15 protein-coding genes are annotated in these 13,213 nt (G+C 47.2%); 14 read left to right on the top strand and 1 reads right to left on the bottom strand.

What is annotated here, in order from left to right; genetic code table 11:
* The first annotated feature begins 11 nt into the window (after positions 1–11).
* From IQ294_RS05760 to recO, 13 genes are all read left to right on the top strand, one after another.
* The gene (locus IQ294_RS05760) at positions 12–749 is read left to right on the top strand and encodes a 16S rRNA (uracil(1498)-N(3))-methyltransferase (protein ID WP_203333057.1); all 738 of its coding nucleotides are present in this window, start codon (positions 12–14) and stop codon (positions 747–749) included.
* A gap of 44 nt (positions 750–793) precedes the next feature.
* A complete protein-coding gene (gene deoC / locus IQ294_RS05755; protein ID WP_203333056.1) occupies positions 794–1,462 on the top strand; it encodes a deoxyribose-phosphate aldolase in 669 nt (222 codons plus the stop codon).
* A 94-nt stretch (positions 1,463–1,556) separates the two neighbouring features.
* The gene (gene rpsU, locus IQ294_RS05750) at positions 1,557–1,730 is read left to right on the top strand and encodes a 30S ribosomal protein S21 (RefSeq protein ID WP_008431605.1); all 174 of its coding nucleotides are present in this window, start codon (positions 1,557–1,559) and stop codon (positions 1,728–1,730) included.
* Between the two features lie 454 nt (positions 1,731–2,184).
* A complete protein-coding gene (locus tag IQ294_RS05745; protein WP_238942674.1) occupies positions 2,185–2,940 on the top strand; it encodes an NfeD family protein in 756 nt (251 codons plus the stop codon).
* Positions 2,941–3,930, top strand: a complete 990-nt coding sequence (floA, locus tag IQ294_RS05740) for a flotillin-like protein FloA (protein WP_203333054.1) — start codon at positions 2,941–2,943, stop codon at positions 3,928–3,930. It abuts the gene before it with no gap.
* A 27-nt stretch (positions 3,931–3,957) separates the two neighbouring features.
* On the top strand, positions 3,958–4,482 hold the full coding sequence (locus IQ294_RS05735; RefSeq protein ID WP_203333053.1) for a hypothetical protein: 525 nt from the start codon (positions 3,958–3,960) through the stop codon (positions 4,480–4,482).
* A 201-nt stretch (positions 4,483–4,683) separates the two neighbouring features.
* Positions 4,684–5,643: a PhoH family protein gene (locus tag IQ294_RS05730; protein WP_203333052.1), complete on the top strand. Its 960-nt coding sequence runs from the start codon at positions 4,684–4,686 to the stop codon at positions 5,641–5,643.
* A 111-nt stretch (positions 5,644–5,754) separates the two neighbouring features.
* Positions 5,755–7,890 carry an HD family phosphohydrolase gene (locus IQ294_RS05725; RefSeq protein WP_203333051.1) on the top strand — a complete coding sequence of 712 codons (2,136 nt, stop codon included), beginning with the start codon at positions 5,755–5,757 and terminating at the stop codon, positions 7,888–7,890.
* Between the two features lie 12 nt (positions 7,891–7,902).
* On the top strand, positions 7,903–8,385 hold the full coding sequence (ybeY, locus tag IQ294_RS05720; RefSeq protein ID WP_203333050.1) for an rRNA maturation RNase YbeY: 483 nt from the start codon (positions 7,903–7,905) through the stop codon (positions 8,383–8,385).
* The gene (locus IQ294_RS05715) at positions 8,372–8,725 is read left to right on the top strand and encodes a diacylglycerol kinase family protein (protein ID WP_203333049.1); all 354 of its coding nucleotides are present in this window, start codon (positions 8,372–8,374) and stop codon (positions 8,723–8,725) included. The genes ybeY and IQ294_RS05715 overlap by 14 nt, the downstream gene beginning before the upstream one ends.
* Positions 8,726–8,746: 21 nt before the next feature.
* Positions 8,747–9,157 carry a cytidine deaminase gene (locus IQ294_RS05710; protein ID WP_203333048.1) on the top strand — a complete coding sequence of 137 codons (411 nt, stop codon included), beginning with the start codon at positions 8,747–8,749 and terminating at the stop codon, positions 9,155–9,157.
* Positions 9,141–10,058: a GTPase Era gene (era, locus tag IQ294_RS05705; RefSeq protein WP_203333047.1), complete on the top strand. Its 918-nt coding sequence runs from the start codon at positions 9,141–9,143 to the stop codon at positions 10,056–10,058. The genes IQ294_RS05710 and era overlap by 17 nt, the downstream gene beginning before the upstream one ends.
* A gap of 12 nt (positions 10,059–10,070) precedes the next feature.
* On the top strand, positions 10,071–10,853 hold the full coding sequence (gene recO / locus IQ294_RS05700) for a DNA repair protein RecO (RefSeq protein WP_203333046.1): 783 nt from the start codon (positions 10,071–10,073) through the stop codon (positions 10,851–10,853).
* Between the two features lie 25 nt (positions 10,854–10,878).
* Here the strand turns inward: recO and IQ294_RS05695 are convergent, their stop codons facing one another.
* Positions 10,879–12,255, bottom strand: coding sequence for a glycine--tRNA ligase (locus IQ294_RS05695; protein ID WP_203333045.1), 1,377 nt, complete (start codon positions 12,253–12,255; stop codon positions 10,879–10,881).
* A gap of 315 nt (positions 12,256–12,570) precedes the next feature.
* Between IQ294_RS05695 and ccpN the strand changes: the two genes are divergently transcribed.
* A complete protein-coding gene (gene ccpN, locus IQ294_RS05690) occupies positions 12,571–13,209 on the top strand; it encodes a transcriptional regulator CcpN (RefSeq protein WP_203333044.1) in 639 nt (212 codons plus the stop codon).
* Positions 13,210–13,213 lie beyond the last annotated feature (4 nt).

The raw sequence follows: 13,213 nt of genomic DNA, 5'->3' as shown, positions 1-13,213 counted from the left end.
GGGGTGCAACGATGCAGCGATATTTTATTGAAGGCAAAGTTCCCGCTAACCGGATAACGACAATAACAGGCGATGATGCTAAGCACATCGCCAAAGTTATGCGCCAAACTTCCGGCGATGAGCTGATTGCCGTTATGGAAGGAAAAGCTTACAAAGCGAAAATCCTATCGGTTGAACAGGAAGTCGAACTGCGCCTTGAAATGGAATTGGAATCATCTGTGGAAATGCCAAAACAGGTGACGATTGCCTGCGGCTTGCCAAAAGGCGATAAATTGGATTTGATTACCCAGAAATGTACGGAACTGGGAATGTTTTCTTTGATGCCATATGCAGCCGAGCGTTCCATTGTTAAATGGGATGCGGCGAAAGGCGGCAAAAAAATAGCAAGATTGCAGAAGATCGCTAAGGAAGCGGCTGAACAATCCCATCGGACCCATTTACCGGAAATACATAATGTCCAGAGTTTCAAAGGGCTGTTAAATGCTGCCGGATCTTTCGATGCCGTTATCGTGGCATACGAAGAAGAAGCACGTGCAGCAAGCCCTGTGCGGTTTGCCGATACTTTAAAAACGTTGTATGATAAAGGCTCGGTATTAATTGTTTTCGGTCCCGAAGGTGGAATTTCAGAAAGCGAAGCTTCGCAGCTGAAAGACGCAGGCGCTTTGTTCACTTCTCTTGGCCCTCGGATCCTGCGCACTGAAACGGCTCCTTTCTATGCATTGTCTGCAATGTCCTATGAATTCGAGTAAACGATACGAAAATAAAACCATAATACAGAATGGAGCATTTTATCATGAAAAACATTGCATCTTACATCGACCACACCCTGCTTAAAGCAGAATCCACTAAAGAACAGGTCATTCAAATCTGCAAGGAAGCTGCAGAGTACGAATTTGCATCTGTCTGCGTTAACCCTTCATATATAGAAACAGCTGCTGCTGAGTTGAAAGACAGCAAAGTAAAAGTCTGCACAGTAATCGGATTCCCACTCGGAGCTTCAACATCTGCATCAAAAGCATTCGAAACAAAAGATGCGATTGAAAAAGGTGCAGAAGAAATCGATATGGTCGTAAATATCGGTGCGATCAAATCAGGCGATCACGAACTTGTGAAAAATGACATCGCAGCTGTCGTGGAAGCGGCAAAAGGCAAAGCGATCGTTAAAGTGATCATCGAAGCAAGCCTGTTGACTGACGAAGAAAAAGTTTTGGCTTCCCGCCTTTCAAAAGAAGCTGGAGCGGATTTCGTTAAGACGTCAACTGGTTTCTCAACTGGCGGAGCGACAGTCGCTGATGTTAAATTGATGCGTGAAACAGTGGGCGCTGACCTGGGAGTAAAAGCTTCCGGCGGCGTTAGAAGCCTGGAAGATGTCGAAGCGATGATCGAAGCAGGCGCAAGCCGCATTGGGGCTAGTTCTGGCGTACAGATTATGCAGGGCCTAAAATCGGATTCCGATTATTAACTGTTGACTGATGTTTGAACATACGATATAATTTTTTGTATATAACACTTGTTGTTATTTGCTTCAACGTGTGTTCGGAGGGAGGGAAAAAGAGATGACAAAAACTACCGTTCGTAAAAACGAATCGATTGAAGATGCTCTTCGCCGCTTCAAACGCACTGTTTCTAAATCCGGAACAATGCAAGAGGTTAGAAAGCGCGAGTATTATGATAAGCCGAGCGTGAAACGCAAACTAAAATCAGAAGCTGCGCGTAAACGTAAATTTTAATTGACCCTTACTTTAAAACTGAGACTTTTAAAAATATGAACGACAGCTAAGACCGGTTGCACATCCAATGTGCAGCCGGTTTTTTATTTCCGGATAGAAAGATAAAGATGCCTTATTCGGCTGATCTGTCTTACGCTTGTCGGAGCTGAACGGCCGTTGTCGCTTTTCTTTGTGTCCAGACTCCGCTGGCCCAGCTCTTCGGGTCATAAGTCAGTCCAACTGCGTGGCAGGGACCGCCACTTCGTTGGCCCGCCTTATGCCGGTCAGAGCTTGACGGGCAGCGTCGCTTTTCTTTAATGAAAGCGCATTCTTTTATTAATCGAAGTCGTTCCTCTATAATGGGAATATAGATATTTTTGAAACTTTTTTCCTTTTCATCCGTAAATTAATGAGCAAAGGAAATATAGACCCGTTGAACCGGCGGGGAGGACAGGATACGAAGGGAGGGTTTTTCTTGCATAAAGTTAAAATCTATACTGCTTCCATCATTCTATTGTTTTCTCTTATATCTCTGTCTCCTGCCGCTCAGGCTGCCGTAAATGGAGATGGAGGAAAGTTTTCAGGATTTCTGATTCACCCCGTTACGGTAACGGTTCTCTTGTCCATTGCCTTACTCGGCATCTTGCTGGAATTGTTCACTCCGGGACTGAGTTTTCCAGGCTTTATCGGCATGGCGGCTCTCGGGCTGTTTTTCTACAGCCATTGGGTGGAAGGGCTTGTCGGCTTCGGCTCTGTCATTTTCTTTTTGATCGGCCTCAGCCTGTTCTTCATCGAGATCTTCCTGCCCTTCGGAATTCTCGCAATTGCCGGTCTGACCTCTATGCTGCTGAGTGTATTGCTGACAGGAAATGATTTGAGAGCTACCGGCATCGCGATTCTTATCGCATTGGTCATAGCATCGACAGGGATGGTGATTTTAGTGAAATTCTTTGGTAAAAGGCTCCAATTGTTTAACCGGATCATTCTGTCGGATTCCACAGATACAAAAAGCGGATATGTTTCAAACGTCAACCGGACGGAGCTTGTCGGACAAATTGCGGTGACGGCAACAGAACTGCGGCCCTCTGGCACCATCATTTTCGGTGATGAAAGAATTGACGCTGTTTCTGAAGGGCGCTACATAGGCCGCATGAAAGATGTTAAGATTATTAAGGTAGAAGGTTCGCGCATTGTTGTGCGTGAACTGGAAAAAACAGAGGAGGAAGAATAAATGGGACTTGACGTAATTGGGCTTGGCGCCGCGATAATCGGCGTAATCATTTTACTGGCAATCTTCTTTACATTTGTACCCGTAACATTATGGATCTCTGCACTGGCTGCAGGTGTGAAAATCAGCATCTTCACATTGATTGGTATGAGACTGCGCCGGGTTATCCCGTCACGCATCGTGAACCCGCTGATCAAAGCATCAAAAGCAGGTTTGAATGTACAGATCAACCAGCTGGAAAGCCATTACCTGGCAGGTGGTAACGTGGACAGAGTGGTAAACGCTTTGATTGCGGCTCACCGTGCCAATATCGAATTGCCGTTTGAACGTGCGGCAGCGATCGACCTTGCTGGCCGTGATGTTTTGGAAGCCGTGCAAATGTCGGTAAACCCGAAAGTTATTGAAACACCATTTATCGCCGGTGTCGCCATGGATGGTATTGAAGTGAAAGCGAAAGCAAGAATTACAGTACGTGCGAACATCGACCGCCTAGTCGGGGGTGCAGGTGAAGAAACGATCGTCGCCCGTGTCGGTGAAGGTATCGTCTCTACACTCGGTTCAAGCACTAGCCATAAGAAAGTCCTGGAAAATCCGGATTTGATTTCCCAGACTGTTCTCAGCAAAGGGCTGGATTCAGGTACGGCATTTGAAATCCTCTCGATCGATATTGCGGACGTTGATATCGGAAAGAATATCGGGGCAGAGCTTCAGACAGAACAAGCTGAAGCAGATAAGAAAATTGCTCAGGCCAAAGCTGAAGAACGTCGCGCAATGGCTGTAGCAAGCGAACAAGAGATGAAAGCGAAAGTTGTTGAAATGAGAGCGAAAGTTGTGGAAGCGGAAGCGGAAGTTCCGCTTGCGATGTCAGAAGCTCTTCGTACCGGCAATATCGGTGTAATGGATTATGTAAATTATCAAAATGTCCAGGCAGATACGGGCATGCGTGATTCAATTGCGAAAACGAGCACTGCACAAACGGATGACGATCGATGAAATTGATCTGAAGAGGAGGTTTGTCATATGGAACCATTCATAGTTGCATTAATCCTCATGGCGGTAAGTGCATTCTTCGGTAAAAAGAATAAGGACGAAAAGCCTGCTTCTTCTGAAAAACCCGTTCGGAGTGAACCGTATGGCAAAAGAGGCAATCAGGGGGGATTCAAACGCATGGAAGACTACGCCAAAGAAATTTACGGGGAATTCCAGGCGCAGATGAACCCAGAGGCTGAAAAAAAGGGGCAGGTTAAGGAAGCAGCAAAACAAGTTGTGGAAAAACGGCTCAGCGATCGGCAGTCTAATGAAAGACAGTTTATCGAGAAACAAATTTCTGACAGACAGAGAAGCCGGATTCCAATCGATGAATCGGCTACTGTAGCGGCAGAGGAGATTGGCGGACGCATGTCCTCCCGACAAAAACCTGTCCGTGCAGTACAACCCGCTGTAAAAAAAGAAAATGCACAATTATTTCCACTTACACAAAATGAAGCGCAAAAAGCGATTATATTGGCAGAAGTTTTTATGCCGCCAAAATCGAAAAGGCGTTGATCATTTGATGAAGAATCCGTTGAAGCGATCCACTGCTTCAACGGATTCTTCTATTTATATAGTAGGAAGCCAGTTAAATTTAATTAACAATTAATAATAATATTATGTAAACTTATAAATTTCAGAGATAATATTTTACAGTCATTCCGGTTTAATGATATTGTAAAATCAGGAACAAAAATATGACCAGGGAGTGTCCGAATGACAGACAATCAATTACTAGAACTTCATGTGAAAGACCCGAATGAAGCGGTGCTTCTGCTTGGTATATCAGATAACCACATGACATTAATTGAAGAAGCGTTGAATATACAAATTATTACCCGTGGAGAAATCATCAGATTGTCGGGAGATGAAGAGGGCAAGGAAACGGGAAAATTATTGATAGAACAATTATTGAAAGTGATCCGCAAGGGCATCAATATCGATCAGCGTGATATTGTGTCCGCCATTGAAATGGCAAAGGCGGGAACCATAGAATACTTCGCTGAATTATATGATGAAGAGGTGGCGCGAAATGCTGCCGGCAAAATCATCCGTGCCAAAACCATCGGACAGCGCCATTATATTCGTGCCATGCGCAGTAAGGACCTGACTTTTGCCATAGGGCCTGCAGGAACAGGGAAGACTTATCTCGCAGTCGTTATGGCCGTCCAGGCATTGAAAAACGGAAGCGTCAAACGCATAATCCTCACGCGTCCAGCAGTTGAGGCAGGGGAAAGCCTCGGATTTTTACCGGGCGACCTGAAAGAGAAAGTGGATCCATATCTTCGTCCGCTGTATGATTCGATGCATGACGTCCTCGGCGTTGAACAGACGAATCGGTTCATCGAACGAGGCACAATCGAGGTAGCGCCGCTTGCCTATATGCGCGGGCGGACTTTGGATGAGGCTTTCGTCATTCTCGACGAAGCACAGAACACGACTAAAGCGCAGATGAAAATGTTTTTGACGAGGCTTGGATTCGGTTCGAAAATGATTATCACAGGCGATAAAACACAGATCGATTTGCCTCGCGGTGCTGAATCCGGGTTGATTGCTTCTGAAAAGATCCTGAAGAATGTCGGTGGCATCCAATTCATGTATTTGGAAAGTGGAGATGTTGTACGCCATCCACTTGTTTCAAAAATAATAGACGCATACGAAAACCAGCCCGAGTAAGGCTGGTTTTTTAATGCATTGCGGTTGTGGATGATTGCAAGATTTCTGAAAAAACCGTGAAATCCCCCATCGATATTGATATGATGGAAGTATTAAGAGTGGGGTGGTCAGATGGTCTCAAGGATAAGGGCGATATATGAAAAGGTCGGATATAAAGTTTTTTCACTCGTGACGATTTTTTTGATAGGCATCATTCTCTATAGTTTCCTGTACAGCACCAACAAAAACGATACATATAATATCGAACTTTTCCAGTTATCGGAAGAGACGATCCGATCTTCGAAGACAGTGGAAGATCCGGTAAAAACGGAACTCGAAAAACAGCGGGCAGCAGCAGAGCTGATGCCAAGCTATAAATTCAACGATGAACTGGCAAGCAATCAATCCGCTGTGATTTCCTCCCTGTTCGAATACGTCCAGGACGTCCGGAACGCTGAAGCGGAGGAAGAAGAGGAAGAAGGCGCTGACGCTGACAATATGCAGCAGATGGTCACTGAGCTGCGTGAAACCACCCGGCTGATAGAAACGAGCGAAAACGGGCTGCGGCTCACTGACGACATGCTGCGCTCGCTTTTGAGCCTGCCGGATGAAGAGCTTATCACTGTGCAGGAAGAAGTGGAAGAAATTGTTGAAACGATTCTCGAATCCCCTGTCCGTGAAGAAAATGTCAACAGCAAGCGCAACGAAGCAGAACAGCTGATCCGGACAAATGAAAATATTCCGGCATCCGTTCTGCAGGCTGCCATCACGATTGGCCGTTTTGGCATCAGTGCCAATGAAACTGTGGATCAGACTTTGACGGAAGCGCAGCTGGAGCAGGCCCGTGAAAGTGTGGAGCCGACCAAAATCCTGCAGGGCCAGGTATTGGTGCAGGAAGGGCAAGTGATCGACCGCGAAATATACCGGCAATTGGAACTCGTCGGCATGACCGAGAATCAGAGTGATTTAAAACCCGTACTCGGCCTTTTCCTGTTCGTAGTTATTGCGGTGGGGCTGTTATTCATCGTGACCCAGCGCTCGACGGATACTCAGCAGAAGAAAATCATTACGCTGTGGGTTCTCGCGGCGGCCATCACCATTTCCTTGACATTGATGAAATTATTGAGCGCCATCAGTGACAACTTCGATGTCGAAATCGCTTTCCTGTTCCCGACGGCGCTGGCAGGAATGATTGTCCGGACGCTGATCAATGAAAGGTCAGCGATATTTATCACCTTCATCACTGCGGCGAGTGCTGGAATAATGCTGCAGAACACATTTTCACCGATTCTTCAGATGGAAATTGTGCTGTATATCCTGTTCGGCGGACTGGCAGGCGTCTATCTGATTGAACGTGACGACCGCCGAGCACGCCTCCTGCAGACGAGCTTGGCTGTCGCTTTCATCAATGCCCTGTTCATCGGATTCTACTTATTATTATCACAGAGCCAGTATGATCCGGCGGAAGTGGGCTTTTATTTTGCGGCTGCACTGATTTCCGGTTTATTGTCCGGTGCGTTGACGATTGGGCTGCTGCCATTCTTTGAATGGGCATTCGGGCTCATTTCACCGATGCGCCTGATTGAATTATCCAATCCCAACCATCCGCTGCTGAAGAAAATCCTGACGGAAACGCCGGGAACCTATCATCACAGCGTCATGGTCGCCAATCTGGCGGATGCATCATGTGAAGCAATCGGTGCCAATGGGCTGCTGGCGCGGGTAGGCTGCTATTACCATGATATCGGGAAGACGAAGAGGCCGCAGTATTTTATCGAGAATCAGGTGAATATTGCTAACCCGCATGATGCAATACCCCCGAAGACGAGCCGTGACATTATCTTAGCGCATGGCCGGCAAGGGGCGGAATTGCTGCGCAAACATAAAATGCCGAAAGAGATCGTCGATATTGCTGAACAGCATCACGGTACAAGCCTGCTGAAATATTTTTATTTCAAGGAAAAAGAGAATAATCCTGAAGTAACGGAAGAAGAATACAGATACAGCGGGCCGAAGCCGCAAACGAAGGAAAATGCCATCATCATGGCGGCTGACAGCATTGAAGCGGCTGTCCGGTCGATGAAAGATCCAACTTCTGAAAAGATAAAAAAATTGGTGGATGCGATTATCGAAGATAAACTGAAAGATGGACAATTCGATGAATGCGATCTGACGATGAAGGAATTGAAAAAAGTCAAGAATGTCATGTGTGAAACGCTGAACGGAATTTTCCATACACGGATTGAATATCCGGCAGACAAAGAATAGGAGGATGAATGCATGCTGACCATCGATTTTATGGATGAAACGGAAACATTGCAGGACAGTGATCTGCAGTTTGTGGAAAAAATCCTGCAGCACGCAGCTGCAGAAGAAGAAATAGGGGAAGCCGAAGTATCCGTCAGTTTCGTGACGAATGAGATGATCCGCGATATCAACCGTGAATACCGCGGCAAAGATCAGCCGACAGATGTCATCTCCTTTGCCATGGAAGAAGAAGGGGAAGGGGAAGTGCAGATCCAGGGAATGGATGAGCCTCGAATGCTGGGGGATATCATCATTTCGCTGGACCGTACAAGAGAACAGGCTGCTGACTATGGCCATTCTTTTGAAAGGGAACTTGGCTTTCTCGCAGTTCACGGCTTCCTCCACTTGCTCGGCTATGATCACATGGAGGATCAGGACGAGAAAATCATGTTCGCAAAGCAGGATGCGATCCTGAATTCACTAGGCATCACCCGTGACGGCTATGAAGGCAATTAGGTTCTTCCGCTCTTTCGGATTTGCCTATTCGGGTATTAAAGCCGCTTTGAAGAGCGAACAGAATATCCGGTTTCATTTTACGGCAGCGGCAATAGTGATCGCTGCCGGCTTTTTTACAGGTTTATCGGAAGTCGAATGGATGCTTGTCACGCTGGTGATCGGCGGGATGCTTGCTTTAGAGATGTTCAATTCCTCGATGGAGCGGATTGTCGACCTCGCGAGCCCGAATCTGCACCCCCTGGCAAAGCAGGCGAAAGATATGGCAGCAGGCGCCGTTTTGGTATTTGCCATTGCAAGTGCTATAATTGGCTTACTAATATTTTTACCAAAGTGGTTTTAATTTTTCTTAGAGGTGATAAGGATGAAAAAAGAACAATTATTGGAGCAGGCAATCGCTGCACGCGGCAATGCCTATGTACCTTATTCAAAATTCCCTGTAGGCGCTGCGCTGTTGACGGCAGAAGGAAAAGTCTATTTGGGATGCAATATTGAGAACGCCGGTTATTCAATGACGAACTGTGCAGAACGCACGGCGATGTTCAAGGCTGTCTCAGAGGGAGACCTGAAATTCGCGGCACTCGCAGTTTCCGCTGATACGGAAGGCCCTGTGTCACCATGCGGCGCCTGCCGCCAGGTGCTGGCAGAATTCTGTGCGCCTGATATGCCGGTTTATCTGACAAATTTAAAAGGCGATGTTCAGGAGACTACAATCAGTGAACTTCTGCCCGGCGCATTTACAACGGAGGATTTAAAATATGCATCAAGAAAATAAAGGCTTCAAATCAGGGTTTATTTCCATCATCGGCCGTCCGAATGTGGGCAAATCCACATTTCTTAACAGAGTCGTCGGCCAGAAAATCGCCATCATGAGCGATAAGCCGCAAACGACGCGCAATAAAGTACAGGGTGTCGTGACGACGAATGACTCGCAAATGGTCTTCATCGATACACCGGGCATCAATGAACCGCGCCACAAACTGGGCGATTTCATGCTGAAAGTGGCTAAAAACACGTTTCGTGAAGTGGATGTCCTGCTTTTTGTCGCAAGTGCTGCAGACCGCATCGGCAAACAGGACCGCTATGTCCTGGATATGCTGAGAGGAATAGAAGTGCCGGTATTTTTGGTGCTCAACAAAATCGATCAGGTCAATCCGAATGATCTGCCGAAAATCATCGAATCCTACCGGAATGAATTCGATTTCGCGGAAGCGATTCCCATTTCGGCTTTACAAGGGAATAACGTAGAAAACCTGCTCGCCAAAATTGCGGAGCGGCTTCCGGAAGGCCCGCAGTATTATCCGGCCGATCAGGTGACTGACCATCCGGAGCGCTTCATCATTTCCGAGCTGATCCGCGAAAAAGCGCTGCACCTGACGCGTGAAGAAATTCCGCATTCCATCGCCGTTGTGATTGAAAAGATCGCACCGGATGAGGAAAATCCGGAAATGGTACGGGTACAGGCGACGATCATGGTCGAGCGCGATTCCCAAAAAGGCATCGTCATCGGTAAAAAAGGTGCTTTGCTGAAGGAAATCGGTTCACGAGCACGCCAGGATATCCAAAACCTGCTCGGTTCGAAAGTCTATTTGGAACTTTGGGTGAAAGTGCAGAAGGACTGGCGCAATAAAGCCCTTCATTTGCGTGATTTTGGATTCAGAGACGATGAATACTAAGGAGTAGTCTCCATGCAGAGTCAATTAGAGGGTATCGTCATCCGCACGATGCCATATGGCGAAAACAATAAAATCGTCACCCTGTTCACCAGGGAAGCAGGCAAAATCACCTGCATGGCGAGAGGCGCTAAAAAGCCGTCAAGCCGGCTGGCTGCCATCACACAGCCATTCACACACGGCACTTTTTCAATATACAAAGGAAAAGGGATGGGCACGCTGCAGACGGGTGATCAGCTGGAATCACTGCGCCATATCCGGGAAGACATCATGTCGACCGCATATGCCAGTTATGTGACGGAACTTGTCGACCGCCTGACCGAACAGGATGAGCCGCAGCCAGGCATTTATGAAATGCTGTTTCAGGCGTTGCATGCAATCGAAGAGGGCTATGATCCGGAGGCGATCACGCTGTTTGTGGAATGGAAGATGCTGCAGACGGCAGGGCTCGCACCGACCCTCCATGAATGTTCGAATTGCGGGGCGACAGAAGGGGAGTTCGCATTTTCTTTCCAGGAGCTGGGCTTCCTGTGCCATCGCTGTTTCCACATTGATCCATATATCATCCGGTTGAGCCCTGCGCTCGTCAAAGTGATCCGTACGCTTTATTTTGTACCGATCGAACGGGTGGGCTCGCTGACACTGAAAAAGGAAACGAAATCATTATTGAAACAAATTGTCCGCACCATATACGAGGAACAGGCAGGAATCCGGTTAAAATCAAGGAAGTTCCTTGAACAGCTTGAACGAACGCCTGAATTTCTGCCGAAAAAAGAAGACCCGCCAAAAGACGAATAGTCTTTTGCGGGTCTTCTTCATTTAATTAAAATTGGATGTGTTTCTCGATATAAGCCTGTACTTCAGCGATCGGCATGCGCACCTGTTCCATGGAATCACGGTGGCGTACAGTCACCTGGCCGTCTTCGACCGAATCGAAATCGTAGGTCACACAGAAAGGTGTTCCGATTTCATCCTGGCGGCGGTAACGTTTACCGATCGACTGGGATTCGTCGTAATCGACCATGAAGTGTTTCGCAAGGTCGGCAAATACTTCCGTAGCGCCTTCAGCCAATTTTTTGGATAATGGCAGGACAGCCGCTTTGTAAGGAGCGAGCGCCGGGTGGAATTTCAGCACCGTGCGTTTGTCATCGTTTTCCAATTCTTCTTCATGATAGGCGTCAACCAGGAATGCAAGCGTTACACGGTCAGCTCCGAGTGATGGCTCGATGCAATAAGGCACGTAACGTTCATTCGTAATCGGATCGATGTAATTGAAGTCTTCGCCTGAATGCTCCATATGGCGTTTCAGGTCGAAATCGGTGCGGTCAGCGATGCCCCATAATTCTCCCCAGCCGAATGGGAATTTGTATTCGATGTCGACTGTCGCATTCGAGTAATGGGAAAGTTCATCCGCATCGTGTTCGCGAAGACGCATATTGTTTTCATTCAAGTTCAGGTCAAGCAGCCACTTTTTGCAGAAATCGCGCCAGTAAGCATACCAGTCAAGATCTTCACCCGGTTTGCAGAAAAATTCCAGTTCCATCTGTTCGAATTCACGTGTACGGAACGTGAAGTTCCCCGGCGTGATTTCATTGCGGAAACTCTTGCCGATCTGTGCAATACCGAAAGGCATCCGCTTGCGCATGGAACGCTGGACGTTTTTATAGTTGACGAAAATCCCTTGAGCCGTTTCAGGGCGCAGGAAGATTTCATTCGTTGAAGCTTCCGTCACGCCTTGGAAGGTTTTGAACATCAGGTTGAACTGGCGGATATCGGTGAAATCATGCTTGCCGCAGTTCGGGCAATCAATTCCATGTTCTTCGATCAGCTCAGCCATTTTTTCAAACGACAGGCCGTCGACGATCATTTCAATTCCTTTGGCATCCAATGCTTCTTCAATCAGTTTGTCTGCACGAAGGCGTGATTTACAGCTCTTGCAGTCGATCATCGGGTCATTGAAGTTGCCGACGTGGCCGGAAGCCACCCATGTTTTCGGGTTCATCAGGATGGCAGCGTCAAGTCCGACATTATAAGGGGATTCCTGGACGAATTTCTTCCACCATGCTTTTTTGATATTGTTTTTCAACTCCACGCCGAGTGGCCCGTAATCCCACGTATTGGCAAGGCCGCCGTAAATTTCAGAGCCGGGAAATACAAAGCCTCTGTGTTTCGCTAAGGATACTACATCTTCCATTGACATATAAATTACCTCCATAAAATAAAAAATCGTACCCATCCCCGGACATAATGTCCGAGGACGAGTACGTTAAGACCCGCGGTTCCACCTCGATTGGCTGTAAAGCTACAGCCCGCTTGAAAAAATATGGCTCCAGATTGCCTTTTCCTGCCGCTGCGGGCTTTCACCATCCCCGCTCGCTCAACTGGCAGTACTTATAGATCTTTCATTGCCTGATATTGAATCTTTCAATATTGTATCATGCCAAACTTTTCTTAGCAATATAACGTTAATTAGTATATAATAATCATCATTGAGTATAACACATATCTTGAGGCGGTGAGTCCGATCGAACTCAATAAGAGACAAGAAGAGATACTGCGGATCGTCAAAGGGAATGGTCCGATTACGGGTGAGCAGATTGCCGAGCGGCTGCATCTGACACGGTCGACTTTACGCCCTGATCTGGCTATCCTGACCATGGCCGGATTCCTGGATGCGCGTCCGCGGGTAGGCTATTTTTATTCCGGTAAAAAGCCCGGGCATGACGTGACCGATACGATGAACAATATGAAAGTCAAAGACTTCCAGTCGATACCGGTCGTTGTCAGGGAGAATGTCAGTGTATACGATGCAATCAGTCAGATGTTCCTCGATGACGTAGGCACATTATTCGTGGTCGATAAAAATTCGTTGCTGACAGGTGTGCTGTCACGCAAAGATTTGTTGAGAACAAGCATCGGCAGCCAGGATCTGGCTTCCATCCCAGTACATATAATCATGACCAGGATGCCGAACATCACTTATTGCTTCAAAACAGATTCCCTCATACAGGTGGCGAACAGGTTGATCAATCAGCAGATCGATGCGCTGCCGGTTGTCGAAGAACTGGCGAGTGGGCTGAAAGTGGTTGGCCGCATCACAAAAACCAATATAACAAGGGCATTCCTGTCCTTATCCGAAAGCCATGAACTGTGAGGTG

It is taken from the genome of Planococcus beigongshangi (assembly GCF_016820495.1).
GTDB classification, from domain to species: Bacteria; Bacillota; Bacilli; order Bacillales_A; family Planococcaceae; genus Planococcus; species Planococcus beigongshangi.
The sequence above is the reverse complement of the archived record's forward strand: the minus strand, read 5'-3'. Positions and strand labels throughout refer to the sequence as shown.